The sequence below is a fragment of the Aminobacter sp. Y103A genome, from assembly GCF_030294925.1.
Lineage (GTDB): Bacteria > Pseudomonadota > Alphaproteobacteria > Rhizobiales > Rhizobiaceae > Aminobacter > Aminobacter ciceronei.
The window spans coordinates 3,156,232-3,174,503 of record NZ_AP017986.1 but is presented as its reverse complement, the minus strand read 5'-3'; the positions used below and the strand labels follow the sequence as shown (position 1 = coordinate 3,174,503).

General features: G+C 63.1%; 18 protein-coding genes. 13 read left to right on the top strand and 5 right to left on the bottom strand.

Annotated elements, in window-relative coordinates; genetic code table 11:
- Positions 1-227 precede the first annotated feature (227 nt).
- Entirely contained in the window at positions 228-1,697 is a 1,470-nt protein-coding gene (gene tig / locus Amn_RS15520) for a trigger factor (protein WP_286298060.1), read from the top strand.
- Between the two features lie 106 nt (positions 1,698-1,803).
- Here tig and radC read toward each other — a convergent pair whose 3' ends face one another.
- The 5 genes from radC to Amn_RS15495 form a co-directional block, all read right to left on the bottom strand.
- The gene (gene radC / locus Amn_RS15515; protein WP_182574079.1) at positions 1,804-2,556 is read right to left on the bottom strand and encodes a RadC family protein; all 753 of its coding nucleotides are present in this window, start codon (positions 2,554-2,556) and stop codon (positions 1,804-1,806) included.
- Positions 2,557-2,678: 122 nt separating this feature from the next.
- Complete coding sequence (gene map, locus Amn_RS15510; RefSeq protein ID WP_067961656.1) at positions 2,679-3,506, bottom strand: type I methionyl aminopeptidase; 828 nt, start codon at positions 3,504-3,506, stop codon at positions 2,679-2,681.
- 140 nt (positions 3,507-3,646) lie between these two features.
- Positions 3,647-4,348 carry an SH3 domain-containing protein gene (locus tag Amn_RS15505; RefSeq protein ID WP_182574078.1) on the bottom strand — a complete coding sequence of 234 codons (702 nt, stop codon included), beginning with the start codon at positions 4,346-4,348 and terminating at the stop codon, positions 3,647-3,649.
- Between the two features lie 72 nt (positions 4,349-4,420).
- Positions 4,421-4,642, bottom strand: a complete 222-nt coding sequence (locus Amn_RS15500) for an alkylphosphonate utilization protein (RefSeq protein WP_067961661.1) — start codon at positions 4,640-4,642, stop codon at positions 4,421-4,423.
- Positions 4,643-5,100: 458 nt separating this feature from the next.
- On the bottom strand, positions 5,101-6,132 hold the full coding sequence (locus Amn_RS15495; RefSeq protein ID WP_154384132.1) for a LacI family DNA-binding transcriptional regulator: 1,032 nt from the start codon (positions 6,130-6,132) through the stop codon (positions 5,101-5,103).
- A 275-nt stretch (positions 6,133-6,407) separates the two neighbouring features.
- Here Amn_RS15495 and Amn_RS15490 point away from each other — a divergent pair, with 275 nt between their 5' ends.
- The 12 genes from Amn_RS15490 (at position 6,408) to Amn_RS15435 (ending at position 18,214) form a co-directional block, all read left to right on the top strand.
- Complete coding sequence (locus Amn_RS15490; protein ID WP_154384133.1) at positions 6,408-7,742, top strand: ABC transporter substrate-binding protein; 1,335 nt, start codon at positions 6,408-6,410, stop codon at positions 7,740-7,742.
- 105 nt (positions 7,743-7,847) lie between these two features.
- Positions 7,848-8,795: a carbohydrate ABC transporter permease gene (locus tag Amn_RS15485; RefSeq protein ID WP_067961667.1), complete on the top strand. Its 948-nt coding sequence runs from the start codon at positions 7,848-7,850 to the stop codon at positions 8,793-8,795.
- On the top strand, positions 8,792-9,733 hold the full coding sequence (locus tag Amn_RS15480; protein ID WP_067961669.1) for a carbohydrate ABC transporter permease: 942 nt from the start codon (positions 8,792-8,794) through the stop codon (positions 9,731-9,733). Before Amn_RS15485 ends, Amn_RS15480 begins: the two co-directional genes overlap by 4 nt.
- Positions 9,730-9,918, top strand: a complete 189-nt coding sequence (locus Amn_RS15475) for a hypothetical protein (protein ID WP_067961671.1) — start codon at positions 9,730-9,732, stop codon at positions 9,916-9,918. The genes Amn_RS15480 and Amn_RS15475 overlap by 4 nt, the downstream gene beginning before the upstream one ends.
- A gap of 4 nt (positions 9,919-9,922) precedes the next feature.
- Positions 9,923-11,020 (top strand): ABC transporter ATP-binding protein, encoded by a 1,098-nt coding sequence (locus Amn_RS15470; protein ID WP_182574075.1) that lies wholly within the window; start codon positions 9,923-9,925, stop codon positions 11,018-11,020.
- The gene (locus Amn_RS15465; protein ID WP_286290215.1) at positions 11,013-12,008 is read left to right on the top strand and encodes an ABC transporter ATP-binding protein; all 996 of its coding nucleotides are present in this window, start codon (positions 11,013-11,015) and stop codon (positions 12,006-12,008) included. The genes Amn_RS15470 and Amn_RS15465 overlap by 8 nt, the downstream gene beginning before the upstream one ends.
- Before the next feature lie 13 nt (positions 12,009-12,021).
- Complete coding sequence (locus Amn_RS15460; protein ID WP_154384135.1) at positions 12,022-13,641, top strand: dihydroxyacetone kinase subunit DhaK; 1,620 nt, start codon at positions 12,022-12,024, stop codon at positions 13,639-13,641.
- A 172-nt stretch (positions 13,642-13,813) separates the two neighbouring features.
- Positions 13,814-14,710 (top strand): helix-turn-helix transcriptional regulator, encoded by an 897-nt coding sequence (locus tag Amn_RS15455; protein ID WP_286290212.1) that lies wholly within the window; start codon positions 13,814-13,816, stop codon positions 14,708-14,710.
- 219 nt (positions 14,711-14,929) lie between these two features.
- Positions 14,930-15,439: a GlcG/HbpS family heme-binding protein gene (locus tag Amn_RS15450; RefSeq protein WP_210283753.1), complete on the top strand. Its 510-nt coding sequence runs from the start codon at positions 14,930-14,932 to the stop codon at positions 15,437-15,439.
- A 10-nt stretch (positions 15,440-15,449) separates the two neighbouring features.
- Positions 15,450-16,499, top strand: coding sequence for an alpha/beta fold hydrolase (locus Amn_RS15445; RefSeq protein WP_286290204.1), 1,050 nt, complete (start codon positions 15,450-15,452; stop codon positions 16,497-16,499).
- Between the two features lie 81 nt (positions 16,500-16,580).
- Positions 16,581-17,378 carry an ABC transporter ATP-binding protein gene (locus tag Amn_RS15440; protein WP_154384138.1) on the top strand — a complete coding sequence of 266 codons (798 nt, stop codon included), beginning with the start codon at positions 16,581-16,583 and terminating at the stop codon, positions 17,376-17,378.
- 2 nt (positions 17,379-17,380) lie between these two features.
- The gene (locus Amn_RS15435; RefSeq protein WP_157097081.1) at positions 17,381-18,214 is read left to right on the top strand and encodes an ABC transporter permease; all 834 of its coding nucleotides are present in this window, start codon (positions 17,381-17,383) and stop codon (positions 18,212-18,214) included.
- Positions 18,215-18,272 lie beyond the last annotated feature (58 nt).

Sequence of the window (18,272 nt, the reverse complement as noted above, 5' to 3'; positions counted from 1 at the left end):
CTGTCAAATAGGATGGGACGCAAAGGACCGTCTCTGAAAGATACGATAAGAAGTCGGAAAAACAATAACTTATCGGATTTTCGGAAGATGGCGGAGCCAAACGGGCCGCGATGGCGGGCCAGGATGACGATTTGCGAACTTGAAGCCACCCCCGGCAAACGAATTCCGGCAGGCTGAACGGCAGGACGCCGTTCAAGCCGCGCCATACGTAAAACAAAGGTTTGATGATGCAGGTCACCGAAACGCTCAACTCCGGCCTCAAGCGCGAGATCAAGGTCTCGGTTCCTGCCGGCGATATGGAAGCCCGTCTCGAGAAGCGGCTTTCGGCTGCCAAGGACAAGGTCCGCATCAACGGCTTCCGTCCGGGCAAGGTGCCGATGCAGCACATCCGCAAGATGTACGGCAAGTCCTTCATGGCCGAAGTGGTCAACGAGATCCTGACCGACTCGACGCGCACGATCATCGCCGAGCGCGGCGAAAAGGCTGCGATGCAGCCCGACGTCGTGATGACCGAGGACGAGAAGGAAGCCGAGAAGATCCTGGCCGGCGGCGTCGATTTCGAGTTCTCGCTGAGCTATGAAGTCATTCCCGCGATCGAGATCAAGGACTTCACCGACATCAAGGTGTCACGCCCGGTCTACGACGTTCCGGAAAGCGAGATCGACGAGCAGGTCAACCGCGTTGCCGAATCGGCGCGCTCCTACGAGCCGAAGACCGGCAAGGCCGCCGAAGGCGACCGCGTCACCATCGACTATGTCGGCAAGATCGACGGCGTTGCCTTTGACGGCGGCACGGGCGGCGACCAGCCGCTGGTGCTCGGCTCGAAGGAGTTCATTCCCGGCTTCGAGGACCAGTTGATCGGCGCCAAGGCAGGCGACGAGAAGCTCGTCACCGTGACTTTCCCGGAGAACTACCAGGCCGCGCATCTGGCCGGCAAGGAAGCCACCTTCGACGTCACCGTCAAGGAAGTCGCTGCCCCCGGCAAGCTGGAAGTCAACGACGAGACCGCCAAGAACCTCGGCCTCGAGTCGCTCGATAAGCTGCGTGACATTGTTCGCGGCCAGATCGAGAACCAGTTCGGCGCCATGACGCGCCAGAAGGTCAAGCGCCAGCTGCTCGACCAGCTCGACGGTGCCTACCAGTTCGAGGCGCCTTCCAAGCTCGTCGAAGCCGAATTCGGCAACATCTGGAGCCAGGTGACCCGCGATCTCGAGATCGCCGGCCGCACCTTTGCCGACGAAGAGACGACGGAAGAAGAAGCCCGTGCCGAGTACCAGCGCCTTGCCGAGCGCCGCGTGCGCCTCGGTCTGGTCCTCGCCGAGATCGGCGAGAAGTCCGGCGTGACGGTTTCCGACGAAGAGTTGCAGCGCGGTCTGTTCGACACCGTTCGCCGCTACCCGGCCAGCCAGCAGCAGGAAGTGTTCGATTTCTACCGCAACAACCCGTCGGCGCTGGTCAACCTGCGCGCGCCGCTGTTCGAGGAGAAGGTCGTCGATCACCTGCTGTCGCAGATCTCCGTCACCGACAAGAAGGTGACCAAGGAAGAGCTGCTCGCCGACGACGAGGACGAGGCTTCGGCAAAGCCGGCCAAGAAGGCTTCGGCCAAGAAGGCAGACAAGGCCGAGAAGGCCGAGGGCGAAGAGCCCAAGAAGAAGGCCGCTCCGAAGAAGAAGGCCAAGGAAGCCGACGCCGAATAGGGCGACGCTCCTGAGTGAAACAGGAAAGGCCGCTGGAGCAATCCGGCGGCCTTTTTTGATTCTGTCTTCGTCGAAAGCTGTTCCGGCCAATGCCTGCTGCGCACGTCTAGATCAGCAGCAGCCCCTTCATACTGGCAAAGCCCTTCTTGCCGATAATGATGTGGTCGTGCACGGCGATGCCGAGCGGCCTGGCGATGTCGATGATGGTCTTGGTCATGTCGATGTCGGCGCGTGAAGGTGTCGGGTCGCCGGACGGGTGGTTGTGCACGAGGATGACAGCAGTGGCCGACAGCTCAAGCGCGCGCTTGATGACCTCGCGGGGATAAACCGGCGTATGGTCGACGGTGCCCGTTTGTTGCACCTCGTCGGCGATCAGCACGTTTTTCTTGTCGAGGAACAGGATGCGGAACTGCTCGCGCTCTTCGAACGCCATCGCTGCCCGGCAATAGTCGAGCACCTGGTTCCACGACGACAACACCTCGCGGCCGCTGATTTCGCCGCGCGCCATGCGCGTGGCCGAGGCGGCGATGATCTTGAGGTCGAGAGCCACTGCCGGCCCGACGCCCTTGACCTCCTGCAGCAGGTTGACTGGTGCGCCCAGCATTTCGGCGAGTGTGCCGAAGCGGGCGAGCAGGGCTTTGGCGACAGGCTTGGTGTCGGCGCGCGGGATCAGCCTGAACAGCAAGAGTTCGAGCAGTTCATAGTCGGCGAGGGCGTCGCCGCCGCTTGCCGAGAAACGCGCGCGCAGACGCTCGCGATGGCCGAGATAGTGGGGTTTCTCCGGCTCAGTGTCGCGCTTGGGCTGCGGCAGCGACCGCTCGCCAAAGAAACCGCGCTCGTCGTGATCGTCGCTCGCCATGCCCAGTATGTCGCCCCCGCCGGCGCGATCGCCTGTGCGTTCGAACGAACGCAGCTAGGACGCTCTCCCCAAGTTGACACATCGTGCTTGTGCGGGCCGATGCGCTTGCCGGCGAGGTGATCTTATGCGGGCAGGCCCGGTCGGTCGAGCCCTTTGGGCGAGAGTGTGAAAATCTCGCAGCCTGTGGCCGTAACGCCGACCGTATGCTCGTACTGGGCCGAAAGCGAGCGGTCGCGGGTGACCGCCGTCCAGCCGTCCGACAACACCTTCACATGCGGCCGGCCGAGATTGATCATCGGCTCGATGGTGAAGATCATGCCCTGGCGCATCTCGACGCCTTCATTGGCATTGCCGTAGTGCAGGATGTTCGGTGCGTCGTGGAACAACGCGCCGACGCCATGGCCGCAGAAATCGCGCACCACCGAGCAGCGCTCAGCTTCGGCATAGGTCTGGATGGCAGCACCGATCGCGCCGGTACGGACACCTGGACGGACAGCCGCGATGCCGCGCATCAGGCATTCGTGGGTGACTTCGAGCAGCCGCTCGGCGGCGCGCTTGATGGTGCCGACCGGGTACATCCGGCTCGAATCGCCGTGCCAGCCGTCGAGGATGTAGGTGACGTCGATGTTGACGACGTCGCCGTCCTTGAGCGGTTTGTTGTCGGGGATGCCGTGGCAGACGACATGATTGATCGAGGTGCAAGACGACTTGGTGTAGCCGCGATAGTTCAGCGTCGCCGGGAGCGCGCCGTGATCCATGCCGTATTCGAAGACGAAACGGTCGATGGCGTCGGTTGTAACCCCTGGAGCAACGCGGTCGACCAGCTCATCGAGGCAGCTGGCGGTGAGCTGGCACGCCTTGCGCATGCCTTCAAAAGCCTCGGCGCCGTAAAGGCGGATCTGGCCGGTGTTCCTGAGGGGCGCCGTGGCGGCGTCGAGATAGCTGACCATTGACCTCTACCGGGTAACCTTTTGGGTGCTCGCAGCACCTGCGAGACGAGCCGCAGATTTGGCACCGGATGCGTCCGGTTTCAACCCGCAATGCCCGATCAGGCATGATATCGGCTGTTTCAGAGGCGAATTTAGGCGGCTCAGCCCGGCGTGGCGGTGTTGGCGGCGTGGCCGAGCGTCTGTTTCGGGCGAGGGGCGGCAGGATCCGCCGGTCGCAGCAGGTCGCCATGCAACCAACCCTTGCGTCCCGAGGCCGACACAAGCGTCCATTTGCCGTCACGGGCGAACACCCTGACACTCTCGCCCTGCTTGAGACTTGACGTGACGGGGGCGGAAACGCTTGGGCGCTGGCGCAGATAGACCGTGGTGCTGGTATAGAGCACGTTGAGCGCGGCAGCGCCGGTGCTCGTCGATTTCGGCGCCGGCTCCTTTGCTGTCGATTTCGGCCGCGGCAATGGCGTGGGCGGGCGTGTGATCGAGGCCGTCTCGATGTCGGCGGCAGGCTTGCGTGGCGTCCTTTCTCTGGCCGCAGGCGCCGTGGCTGCCGCCTTCTTAGTTGGAACCTCTGCCTTGGGCTTCGGCGCGGCAGCCAGCTTGCGCAGTTCGACATCCACCTTGGGGCGCGCCACGTCAGCTTGTGGCCGTGGCGCGACATTGACCTTCGGCCTGGTGACGGTGACGTCCTTGCGCTCGGTGGTTTCCGCCCTGGACTTGTTGGCTGCCCTGGCCGGGCGATCGTCGAAGCGCGCCTTGCTGGGCAAGTCCTGTGTCATCGCCCAGCCGCCGGCAGCAAGTGCGCCGAGCACCAACCATCTCAACTTGGGAAGGGCGAATCCAGACATGCGCTGAGTCTGGACTTCAGAGCTTAAAACCGCGTTGACGCTGGTCTATCGGCGCGGCGCAGCGTTGGCGGCTCAGGCCTTCTTCACAAACTCGGTTTTCAGCACCAGCCCCTTGACCTGCTTGGTGTTGCATTCGATCTCGCCGTGATTGCCGTTCAAGCGAATGTTCTTGACGAGCGTGCCGCGCTTGATCGTCTCGGAGGTCCCCTTGACCTTAAGGTCCTTGATCAGCGTAACGGAATCGCCTTCATTCAGCTGAGTGCCGTTGCTGTCTTTGACGATGATCTCGGACATGTCTTTTCCTTCCGCTGCAGCTCGATATGTCCGTCTGCAGTAGGTCGTCAAAGCGGTGACGTAAAGGGGGCACGCCTGTTATGGACCAGGCGCGGGAGCTTCAGCCGGTTCGCAAGGCGGCTGACCTTTGAAGTCGCGCGCCATGCAGCCGTATTTGTCGAATGTCTGGCCGCCGGTCCTCGCCGCTTTCGCCATGCCGCAGGCCGACAGGGTCAGGCAGGCGAGCAGGGCGACCGTTATTCTTGTGGCATGCATCGCGCTTCTTCCGGTTTGGCGGTCAGGTGAATCGCAGGTCGCGGCTGGACGGCGTCAAGATATGGCAAAGCCTTTGCCGTCGCCACATGCGCGACTTGCAGTTGAACTGTAAGTGATTGGAGGCACCTGACAGGATGCGCCTCAGCGCCGGAGATGAGCCGCCTTTACCTTCGACAGTTGGGGTACGCGCTGTGCTCTCCCGGTCAATCGAACTGCAGATTCTCCTTGAGCAGCACTTCGATGCGGATGCGCTCCTGGGAGGCGAGAGGTTCGCGGTGGTCGGAACGGGCGCGCAGGATGCGCAGCGCGCTGCGGACGGCGTGGCCGGGGTCCTGGGCGATGACGGCGTCGATGCGTTCGTCCATCAGCGCCTGCTCGCTGAACGGGGTTCGCTCATGGGCGACGACGGTGAGCGCGCGGGCGCCTTGCGTGTTCCACACCGCCGTCAGCGGGATGCGGGCCTCGGAGCTCAGGACATAGACGGCGACCGTGTCGGGGTTGTGCTCCAAGGTGCGCCGGATGATCAGTTCGGCGCGCTTTTCGTCGCCATAAGTCTCCAGCGACGGCAGGCTTTCGAGATGCGGGAACTGGGCGTTGATGATGCTGTCGAAGCCGAGGCGGCGCTGGATGCTGTCGAGGGCCATCATGGTTTCGGCAACGACCATGATCTTGCCCGGACGTTCGCAGAGGAAACGGCCGGTGATCTTGCCGGCGGTGGCGCCAGCGGCAAAATTGTCGACGCCGACATAGTCGGCGCTCTCAAGTCGCTCCTGGCCCGACAGGAACTGCACCACCCGAACACCGCGCTCGACCAGCCGCAGCATCGCGTCGCGCACTTGCGGTGACTCGGGCGCCATGACGGCAACGCCGTCGACCGTGTCGTGGTCAATGGCCGTGAGGTATTTGGCGACATGGTGTGGGTCGCTCATGGCGATCTGCACGGCTTCCACGTCGGTCGAATCGGCGCGGAGTGCCTCCGTCGCTTCGCCGGCGCGGGCGATGAGTTCGGCAAGATACTGGTCACCTGACGTCGGCAGGACGAAGCGGAAGCGGTATGTCTTGTTGCGGGCCAACGCCACGGCGGCGGGGTTGCGCATGAAGCCGATGCGCTCGATCGCCTCGGCCACGCTCCTCGCCGCCTTTGGGCTGACATTCGGTCGCTCATTGAGGACGCGGTCGACGGTCGCGAGGCTGACGCCCGCGGCTTCTGCCAGGTCTCTCGCGGTTGGCCGCATCCTCGACTCTCTTCCCGATCATGTCGTCTTCGGGCGATTTCTCCAACAAAACCAGATGAAAATCAAGTTTTGAGGTGCGTGCCTCAAAATTCGCTTGCATTGAGGTGCGCACCTCAATTAAGACTCTCATGGTGGTCGCCGGGAGGACTGAGCGAGCCACGCAGGCGGCGCGGAGGAGACTGGCCCGCCAGGAAGATCGTTTCCGCGTCAGGTGCCCCAAGCGGGCGTTTTCACCTTCCGATGGAGGTCGGAAGGATGGGAGGGAGGTCCCAGCCATGACAATTCGCCATGTGAGATCATTGGCCGCTTTCGGCGCCGTTTTGGCTGCCGGCGTGGCGGGAACAAGCCAGGCCAGCGCAAAGGACCTGACGCTGTGCTGGGCCGCCTGGGACCCGGCCAACGCGCTGGTCGAGCTGAGCAAGGATTTCGAGGCCAAGAGCGGCGTCAAGATGAAGTTCGAGTTCGTGCCGTGGCCGAACTTCGCTGACCGCATGCTCAACGAGCTGAACTCGGGCGGCAAGCTCTGCGACCTGATGATCGGCGACAGCCAGTGGATCGGTGGCGCGGCAGAGAACGGCCAATATGTGAAGCTCAACGATTTCTTCGACAAGGAAGGAATCAAGATGGACGACTTCATTCCGGCGACCGTCGTCGGTTATGCCGAATGGCCGAAGAATTCGCCGAACTACTGGGCGCTGCCGGCCTTCGGCGATGTCATCGGCTGGAGCTATCGCAAGGACTGGTTCGCGCGGCCCGAGCTGCAGACCGAGTTCAAGAAGAAATACGGCCGTGACCTCGCCGTGCCAAAAACCTTCGCCGAGCTCAAGGACATCGCCGAGTTCTTCCAGAAGCGCGAGATCGACGGCAAGACTGTCTATGGTGCTGCGATCTACACCGAGCGCGGGTCCGAAGGCATCACCATGGGCGCGATGGACGTGCTCTACAGCTTCGGCTTCCAGTACGAGAACCCCGACAAGCCTTACGAGCTCGATGGGTTCGTCAATTCGGCCAAGGCGGTGCAGGGGCTGGAATTCTACAAGCAGCTCTATGATTGCTGTACGCCTCCCGGCCATTCCGACGCCTACATGTCCGAGGACATTGACGCCTACAAGTCGGGCCAGGTGGCGCTGCACATGAACTTCGCCTTCACCTGGCCCGGCATCAATGCCGATGCCAATGTCGGTGGCGACAAGTCGGGCTATTTCCCGAACCCGGCGGGTCCGGACGGGGTGGCCTTCGCCCAGCTCGGCGGCCAGGGCATCTCGGTGGTCTCGGCTTCGGAGAAGAAGGACGACGCGCTCGCCTACATCAAGTGGTTCGCCCAGCCCGAGGTCCAGCAGAAATGGTGGCAGATGGGCGGCTATTCGGCACTGCGCAAGGTCGTCGAGGATCCGGGCTTCGCCACCAGCCAGCCCTATGCCCAGACCTTCCTCGACTCGATGGCCATCGTGAAGGATTTCTGGGCGGAGCCGGCCTACGCCTCGCTGCTGCAGGCGACGCAGAAGCGCTTCCACGATTATGTCGTTGCCGGCCAGGGCTCCGCCCAGGATGCGCTCGACGGTCTCGCCAAGGACTGGACGCAGATCTTCGACGACGAAGGCAAGTACTGATCGCTGTAAAGCCCTGTCCCGCATCCTCCCAGCGGGCCATGCTACGGTGCGGGGCCGGCGCTTGCCGGCTCCGTCGCCGCACAGTTGATAATCAGGGGAATATCAATGCTGCATTCACCGGTGGATCGCGTCGCCGAAGCGACGCCGCACGCCATTGCCAAGCGTTTCCGGGGTCTGTCTGACCGTTCGCTCGCCTGGCTCTTCGTTGCTCCCTCAATCGTGCTCCTGCTCGCGGTCAACATCTTTCCGCTGATCTGGACGATCCGGCTGAGCTTCACCAATTTCCGCGTCAATCGACCCAATGCCGAGGTCGAGTTCGTCGGCCTGAAGAACTACATCAGCATCCTGTCCGACAAGGACATCTGGCTGACCATGCAGGCAACGGCCCACTTCCTGATCTGGACGCTGGTGCTGCAGGTGCTGATCGGCTTCTCGCTCGCCTATCTGATCAACAAGAAGTTCCGCGGCAATGATCTCTGGACGACGATCATCGTGCTGCCGATGATGCTGAGCCCGGCGGTCGTCGGAAATTTCTGGACCTTCCTCTACCAGCCGCAGATCGGCCTGTTCAATTATGCCATAGGCTTCCTGACGGGTGCCGATCCCTCCAGCTTCTCGATGATCGGCGACGTGGCGCTGGCGCCCTGGGCGATCGTCATCGTCGACACCTGGATGTGGACGCCCTTCGTCATGCTGATCTGCCTGGCGGGGCTGCGTTCCATTCCCGACAGCATCTATGAAGCCGCCGAATGCGACCGCGCCAGCAAATGGCGGCAGTTCTGGACCATCACCATCCCGCTGGTGCTGCCGTTCCTGATGCTCGCCGTTCTGTTCCGCGGCATCGAGAATTTCAAGATGTTCGACCTCGTCGTCCAGCTCACCGGCGGCGGTCCGGGTTCGATCACCGAGCTCACCTCGATCAACCTCAAGCGCGAAGCCTTCGAGAAGTGGCGCACCGGTTATGCCTCGGCCTATGCCGTCATCCTTTTCGTGACCGTCTTCGGTCTGGCTTCGATCTACGTCAAAGCCCTGAACAAGGTGAAAGAGCGATGAGCAGCTATTCCATCACCGAGCCGTCGCGCCGGCAGAAGTGGTTCGCCGGGGTACTTGTCGTCCTTTATGCGCTGATCACCATCTTGCCGCTGGTCTGGATCATCGGTACCAGCTTCAAGACCCCGTCGGATGCCATCGCCTATCCGCCCAAAACCTTCTTCACGCCGACGGTTGAAGGCTATGTCAATGTCTTCACCACCCGCACCCGGTTGACCGAGGAACAGTTGCAGGCGGTCGGCGAGCCCCAGACCTGGTACGACAGGCTTGTGCGCAAGGACGGGCTGGTCATCTCGGGACCGTCGCGCTTTGCCGAACGCTTCACCAATTCCGTCATCATCGGCTTCGGCTCGACCGTGCTCTGCATCGTGCTGGGGACAGCAGCCGCCTACGCCTTTTCGCGCTTCAAGGTGCCGCTGAAGGACGACCTTTTGTTCTTCATCCTGTCGACGCGGATGATGCCGCCGATCGCGGTCGCCATCCCGATCTTCCTGATGTTCCGCTCTCTCGGGCTGAGCGACACCCATGCCGGCATGATCCTGCTCTACACGGCGGTCAACCTGTCGCTGTCGGTCTGGCTGCTCAAGGGTTTCATCGACGAGATCCCGGTCGAATATGAGGAGGCGGCGCTGATCGACGGCTACACGCGCTTCCAGGCTTTTTACAAGGTCGTGCTGCCGCAGGCGGCGACCGGCATCGCCTCGACCGCGATCTTCTGCCTGATCTTCGCCTGGAACGAATACGCCTTTGCCGTGCTGCTGACCTCGGGCAATGCCCAGACCGCGCCGCCCTTCATTCCGACCATCATCGGCGTCAGCGGCCAGGATTGGCCGGCGGTCGCCGCGGGCGCGACGCTGTTCCTCGTGCCGGTCATGGTCTTCACCATTCTCCTGCGCAAGCACCTGTTGCGCGGCATCACCTTCGGAGCGGTACGCAAATGACCAGGTTCCTCGACGGATTGCTTCATTTCCGGCGCGGCGCCTGGGAGATGCTGGCCTCGGTGCTGATTGCCGCCGGCGTCGTCATGCTCATGCAGCCATTCGCCCTGGTCCTCTATTCCTGGTCCTTCCTCGTAACCCTGCTGGGCACAGTGATGTTCATCATCGTCAGCCATTTCCCGGAGTAGGCCCGTGGCACAGATCAGAATCCAGAATGTGCGCAAGGAGTTCGGCGCCTTCACCGCCGTGCGCTCATCGACCTTCACCATCGAGGACGGCGAGTTCTTCATGCTGCTCGGCCCCTCCGGCTGCGGCAAGACGACGACGCTCAGGATGATGGCGGGCCTCGAGCTGCCGACCTCGGGCGAGATCTTCATCGATGGCGAAGAGGTCGGCATGAAGCCGGCCAGCAAGCGCGACATCGCGTTCGTCTTCCAGATGTTCGCGCTCTACCCGCACATGAACGTGCGCAAGAACATCTCCTATCCGCTGGTCAGCCAGGGCATGAAGCGCGAGGAAGTGAAGACGCGTGTTCAGGAGGTCGCCCGCATCCTCAAGATCGAGAACATCCTCGATCGGCCGGTCGGCGGGCTGTCGGGCGGCGACCGTCAGCGAGTGGCGCTTGGCCGGGCTATCGTGAGGCAGCCAAAAGCCTTTTTCATGGATGAGCCGCTCGGCGCGCTCGATGCCGAATTTCGCGAGCACATGGCTGAGGAGCTGCGCGCGCTGCACGACCGCATGGGCGCAACGACGGTCTATGTCACGCATGACCAGCTGGAGGCCATGCAGATGGGCGACAAGATCGTCGTCATGAACCATGGCGTCGTCGAGCAGTTCGGCAAGCCGCAGCAGATCTACGACTGGCCGGCGACCAAGTTCGTCGCCCAGTTCATCGGCTCGCCATCCATGAACTTCCTCGATTTCGAAGGCATGATCGGCATTGGCGGCAAGTCGGTCGATCTCGGCGAGGCGAAGATCGAAGTGCCGGCCGCGCGGGAGGGGCGGGCCGGCAAGCTGACGCTCGGCGTTCGGCCCGAGCATGTCAGGTTCGCCACCGAGTCGGCATACAGGGGGCGAGTCACAGCGGTCGAATATCTAGGCACCACCCAGATCGTGACGCTGCGATCGAGCCACGGCGACCTCAAGGCGCGTATTCCCTCGGACCGGCCGGTCCGCGAGGGCGAGCTGGTCGGCCTCGCCTTCGACGCAAGGACGTTGTCACTGTTCGACGCCGAAACCGGCAAGGCGCTGCGATCGGACGCCAATGACGGAGTGCTGGGACATGGCTGAAGTGGTCCTTGAAAACGTGACCAAGAGCTTCGGTGGCACTTTCGCGCTCGACAATGTGTCACTGACCATCCCCGACGGCTCCTTCGTCGTGCTGCTCGGCCCGACGGGCGCCGGCAAGACGACGACTTTGCGCATGGTTTCGGGGCTCGATGTGCCCGACAGCGGCGAGGTCCATATCGGCGGACGCCTGATGAAGGGGCTGTCGCCGGCGGAGCGCAACGTGGCGATGGTGTTCCAGCAATATTCGCTCTATCCGCATCTGACGGTGCGGCAGAACCTTGAGTTTCCGCTGAAATCACCGCTGCTCAACACGCCACGCGATCTCATCGACCGGACCGTGAGGGAGGTCGCCGAGGTTCTGCAGATCGGCCACAAGCTCGACAACAAGGCGACCGCATTGTCGGGCGGCGAGATGCAGCGCGTCTCCATAGGCCGTGCGCTGGTGCGCAATCCGCAGATCTTCCTGATGGACGAGCCGCTGAGTTCGCTCGACGCCAAGCTGCGCGCCGACCTGCGCATCGAACTGAAGCGCATCCAGGCCAAGCTGGGGGCGACGCTGCTCTATGTCACCCACGACCAGATCGAGGCGATGACGATGGCGACCCATGTCGGCGTGCTGAACGAAGGCAAACTTGTGCAGTTCGGCTCGCCGCGCGAGGTCTATGAGCAGCCGGTCAGTGTCTATGCCGCAACCCGGCTCGGCCAGCCGCGCATCAACGTCCTGCCGGCCGACATCTTTGCCGGAGCGCCGTCGGGGGCGAAAAGCATTGGCCTGCGCCCCGAGCACATCGTTCAGGGCGAGGGCGAGGAGGCATTGGTCAAGCGCGTCGAGCATCTCGGCGACCAGACGCGGCTGCATCTCAACCTGAAGCGGCACGACCTCGTCACCGTCACCGATGCCCACACGCCGCTCAAGGGCGGCGAAACAATCCGGATCCAGCCGTCGCGGCCGCTCTACTTCGATGCGGCGGGCATGCGTTTAGCTTGAGGAGCAAGATTTCATGGCGCAATTCATAAACAGGCGCGAAGACGTCGTCACCGAGGCCATCGATGGGGTGCTGGCGCTGTCGGGCGGCGCGCTGACCCGCCTCGATGGCTATCCGCATATCCGCGTCGTGCTGCGCAGCGACTGGGACAGGTCCAAGGTGGCGATCGTCTCCGGCGGCGGCTCCGGCCATGAGCCGGCCCATGTCGGCTTCGTCGGCAAGGGCATGCTGACGGCCGCGGTCTGCGGCGACGTCTTTGCCTCGCCCAGCGTCGACGCCGTGCTCGCCGGCATCCTGGCGGTAACCGGTCCGGCTGGGTGCCTTTTGATCGTCAAGAACTACACCGGCGACAGGCTGAATTTCGGCCTCGCTGCCGAGCGCGCACGGGCCTTCGGCCTCAACGTTTCGATGGTCATCGTCGGCGACGACATCGCCTTGCCTGACCTGCCGCAGGCGCGCGGCGTCGCCGGCACGCTGTTCGTGCACAAGATTGCCGGTGCGCTCGCCGAACGTGGCGCTGACCTGGAGACGGTGACGGCGGCGGCGAAACATGTGATTGCGGGCACCCGCTCGATCGGCATGTCGCTCGACACCTGCAGCGTTCCTGGCTCGCCCAAGGAGGATCGCATTCCGCTCGGCAAGGCCGAACTCGGCCTCGGCATCCACGGCGAGGCCGGCGTTGAGCAGATCGACTTCGCCGGCGCGCGCGCCTCCGTCGCCACAATGGTCGAGCGGCTGGCGGCACTTATGGGCGAGGGACCACATGTCGTGCTCGTCAACAATCTCGGCGGTACCTCGGTGCTCGAAATGTCGGTGCTGGCGCATGACCTGCTGCAGTCGTCCATCGGTGACAGGATCACTCATGCCATCGGGCCGTCGCCGCTGATGACTTCGCTCGACATGCAGGGTATTTCCATTTCGGTATTTCCCGCCGACGCGACGGAACTGGAACTGCTGAAGGCGCCCGTCGCGATCCCGGCATGGCCCGGCGTCTCGCAGGTCAGGTCGCTCGTGGTCGCGCCCATGCCCGACGGGCTGACGCCGATCACGCCGATGCCGTCCAACCACGCGGGCACGCGCGCCTTCCTGGTCAATTGCTGCAACGTGCTGATCGCGGCCGAGCAGGACCTCAACGCGCTCGATGCCAAGTCGGGCGACGGTGACACAGGGTCGACGCTGGCCGGGGCCGCCCGCGCCCTGATCAGCGCCATCGACCGGCTGCCTTTGTCCGACCACACACAGCTTCTGCGCGCTATCGGCCAGGAACTGAGCCAGACCATGGGCGGCTCATCTGGCGTGCTGCTCGCCATCTTCTTCGCCGCAGCCGGCGACGGCGCCTCCAGCGGCCTGCCGATGCGTGAGGCGCTGCGGGCCGGGCTGGCGCGCATGCAGGAGATCGGCGGCGCGAAGATCGGCGATCGCACAATGGTCGACGCCCTGGCACCCGCCCTCGACGCCCTTGGCGACAGCCTGTCCGCCGCTGCCACGGCCGCCCGCAAGGGTGCCAACTACACTGCCACACTCACCCGCGCCAAAGCCGGTCGCGCCGCCTACATCAACGCCAGGCAGCTCGAGGGCCACATCGATCCCGGCGCGGAGGCTGTGGCACGGCTGTTTGAACATCTGGCAACCTAAAGAGCGTTGGCTGGTTTGGTGGGTTGGCGCGGAGAGGTGTCTGCGCTTGCCGATCAGGCCATCCAGGATTTGACTCATTGATGGGGCGGCATAGAGTCTGAATGAACGTCGTGTCGCCCTGTCCTTCAGCCGAACTTTTGGCCAGACACAGCGCGTCAGAGGGGAAGGGTTGGTGGACGGGCGAAACCAGGACACGTATCCAGCCTTTGCGGAAGACTTCCGCGGGGGCATCCTTGCTGCGCAGCGACAGCTGCGAAACCGCCTCCTCGATCGCAGCACCATTCGCTATCGCCATGCGCGCGACCTGGCCGCGCATATGCTGCTTCGTCTCGACGATTTGCCGGGGTGCTGGTCGGTCGCCACCAATTGGCTGCGGGCCGAGCTCGGATGCCAGCGGGTCGATACCGGTTTCGGGATGCGTGAGGCGAAGGACTATTTCCCGGGTTTTGCGGAAGCAAAGGACGCGAGCTTTGACGTTCCTTCGTTCGGATGCGGCAAGGCTGTCGACAACCGCGACGTCGCCATGCAGGCGATGTGGCTGGACCCTCGTCCGCTGATCTTTGCCGACATCAAGCAGGACCGCCGCGTCACCATGCGGCTGCGGCAAAGGATGTCCGGGGCGCGGACGAAATCGAAACTCGCCTGGGCGCTTCGCACCGAGCGCGGTGGCTACGGCCTGATCTGTGCCGACTGGACCGAACACCTGGTGCCCTGGGAATCCGGTCTCTACGATTGCTTCGAGCAGACCGTGACGGATGTCCTGAGCCCGATCATCGCCGTATCCAAGCAGATTGCCGACCAAGGCTCTCGTGGTGCGGTTGGAAAACCACAGGGATCCCTGGCCGCATATGCGGGCGTTTCGGACACTGCCTCACTTGCGACACTGACGGCGTCCGAACTGGAGATTGCACGGCTGGTTGCGAAGGGGATGAGCTACAAGGAGATCGCGCGGGTTCGCGACCGCTCACTTTCCACGATCGACCATCAGCTCAGGAGCATCCGGCAGAAGACCGGTGCCTCCAGTACATCGGCTTTGGTCAGCCTGCTTGCCCGGTCTGACTTGTCCTAGCCGGGAGCACTGCCGCACGCGCGGTCATCCGTTCTCGCCATTCTTACGCCGGCCATCGTAAAGTAAGCATTATCAATATGATATGCCGATGAACTGAAGTTTCGGCGAACTCTGGTCGGCATCGCGAATGTTCGCGATAGATGGCCACCAAGCATTCTTCGTAAGCTCCTTCGACGCTGAAGCCCCCAGACAGATGGCTTGGCCGAGGGAGGAGACGAGATGAGCAAACGATTGCTTGTGGCAACGGCGCTGGTGGCATGGCTGCCGACGCTCAGTGCGGCCGAGGGGCTGGCCAAGCCCGTACTTGGTTATGAGGCGGCTGGACGGATGATCGCAGCCTGCTTCGCGGCACAGGCAGCCGCAGGACACGCCCAGGTCAATGTCGTCGTGGTCGACGATGGCGGACGGCTCATTGCCGCCGCGCGACAGGACGGGGCCTGCAAGGCCTGCACCGACATCGCGGAGAACAAGGCAACCACATCCGCGCTCTACGCCGCTCCGACCCGGGCCATGGCTGACCTGTCCTTTGGCGTGAAGCGCGATGGCGTGGGCGCGGGATTGCCGGGTGCGGCTTTTGTCCCGGGCCTTGTCGCCTTTGCCGGCGGTCTGCCCGTCAAGTCAGCCTCTGGTGACGTCATTGGCGGGATCGGTGTCAGCGGCGCCAGCGAAGACCAGGACGAAAGCTGCGCGCAGGTGGGCCTCGACGCTGTCGCGAAAAGCCTCGACTGAGGGCCTCACGATGATCGACAATCCGTATTACGGTCGTGAAACGCAGGGCGAGTTCAAGCTCTACGATCTCGGAAACCTGGTCCTTGAAGATGGTGAAACGCTGCGTGGCGCAAAACTCGCCTATCGCACCTTCGGTCGCCTCAACGCCGAGAAGTCCAACGCCATCCTGGTGACAACCTGGTTCTCCGGGACGGGCAAGGTGATGGCGGATGTCTATGTCGGCCGCGATCACGCGCTGAACCCCGACGAGTACTTCATCATTGTCGTCGACCAGATCGGCAGCGGGGTGTCGTCGTCGCCGCAGAACTCGCCGGCACCGCAATCCATGGCCAAGTTTCCGAAGCTGCGCATTGGGGACGATGTCAGGGCCCAACACAGGTTCGTGACAGAGCATTTCGGCATCGAACGGCTGGCACTGGTCGTCGGCGGGTCGATGGGCGGGCAGCAGGTCTATGAGTGGGCTGTGCGCTATCCCGACATGGTCGTGCGCGCAGCACCGATCGCGGCAACTGCCCGCATCTCGCATCACCAGGCCATCTTCGTCGATGTTTGCGCCGACGCGCTGATGTCCGATCCCGGCTGGAATGGCGGCTGGTACAATAGCGGCCATGACGTGCGCGACGGTATGGGCCGCCTGGCGAGGATCGTGGCAACCCTGGGGTGGTCGCCGCAGTTCTACCAGGAGGAACGCTGGCGGAACGTGCTCGGCATGTCGTCGCCCGACGACTTCATCAACGGGGTGATGAAAGCCTACTTCGAACCCATGGATCCCAACGTGCTGCTCTGCGAAATGTGGAAGTGGCAGCGGGCCGATGTTTCCCGCCACACGGGCGGAGACCTCCCGACGGCACTGAAACGGATCACCGCCAAAACCTATGTCATGCCGATCAGTCACGACATGTTTTTCCCGCCGCACGAATGCGAAGCGGACTGTGCCTTGATCGAGCGTGCGGAACTGAAGCTCATCCACACCCCGGAAGGCCATATGGGCCTCAACGGATTTGAACCCGGCTACATCAGCCAGGTGGATGAGCATTTGAGGGCTCTTCTCAACAACTGAGACCAACAACAGGGACGCAACTCTTGGTCGGCGCCGATGGCGCTGGAACGGGAGAAGCATGTCCCGGACAGGGAGGATGGGATGGGAGGCCATACCCACGAGGCGCTGCGCATAAGCGGCGCAACCAAGACATATGCAGCGCACTCAGGCGTGGTCCACGCGCTGCAGGACGTGGACATGATCGTCGAGGCTGGCGAGTTCATCTCTGTCGTCGGACCATCCGGCTGCGGCAAGACCACCTTGCTCTGGTCCATTGCTGGCCTCCACCAGCTGAGCGGCGGCCGGATCCACCTGGGCGAGGATGAGATCAAGCAGCCGCATCCCAGCATCGGCATGATGTTCCAGGAAGCGAACCTGCTGCCCTGGCGCACCATCGAGCAAAACATCTCGTTGCCGTCCGAATTGCGCCGGATCAGGCCGGATAGGGACAGGGTCGAGGCCTTGCTCGAACGTGTTGGCCTTGGCGGCTTCGGCGAGAAGATGCCGCGCGAGCTCTCCGGCGGCATGCAACAGCGCGCCTCGATCGTGCGCGCACTCGCCAGTAACCCTGACGTCCTCTTGATGGACGAGCCTTTCGGCGCGCTGGATGCCTTCACACGCGATGAGATGAACAAGCTTGTCGAGGAGATCTGGCTCGAGGCGCGCAAGACAGTGATCCTGATCACCCACTCCATCGCCGAGGCCGTCTTTCTCTCCGACAAGGTCTACGTGATGAGCGCCCGTCCGGGCCGCATCTCCAGGGTCGTCGACGTGCCGTTCGAACGGCCGCGTCCGCTGGAACTCATGGAAACCCGTGAGTTCTTCGACCTCGTCAACGACATCAAATCCGACATCAAGCATCAGGTGCCGCCGGCAGGGCGCACGACCTCCGCGAGGTAACCATGACCGACATGACCCACAATTCAGACCTGCCGACCGGAGGCTCTGGCCTTGCCAGTGCCACGGGAATCGTCAGCGGCATGGGCGGCCAGGGTGCGCGTGAGATCATTGCGATCCTTGCCGTTGCCGTCCTCGTCATCGGCGGCGGTGAATTCCTGCTGCGCTTCTTCGATGTCCCTCAGTTCATACTGCCGGCACCGTCGACCATTGCCGCCGTCTTCGCCTCGCCGGAGATTACGACAATCTCGCAGCACTATGGCTACACGCTGTTCGAGCTGTTTGCCGGTTACGCCATCGGCGCCTCGATTGGGCTGGTGCTGGCGGCCGTTATCACCCAGTTCCCCTTCGTCGAGAAGGTGATCACGCCATACATCCTGCTTCTGGTGACCACGCCGATGTTGGCGCTGGTGCCGTTGCTGATCCTGAATTTCGGCTTCGGCTACACGCCGCGTGTCATTGCCGTCGCCCTGGCCTCCGGCCCGATGGTGATGGTCAACGCGGCGACCGGCTTCAGGCGCGTCGATGCCGGCAAGATCGCGCTTGCGCGGTCATATGGCGCCAGCACCTTGCAGATATTCACCAAGATCCGCATCCCCATGGCGATGCCGATGGTCATCGTCGGACTGATGATCGGCGCAATCTTCGGAATGATCACCGCAGTGGGTGCCGAGATGTCGGGAGGCGGGTTCGGCATAGGCAGCCGACTGACGACCTATTCGTCGACGCTGCGCATGCCCGAATTCTTCGCCTGCATCCTGATCCTCGCGGTCACGGGCATCGCGATCTACGCCTTCTTCTTCTGGCTCGGAAAGAAACTCGCCGGCTGGGAGAGCTGATTGGCCGGGCGGGGAATGACCGCGCCCGCCAGCGCCACCTGACCGCGGTCTTCTGTAT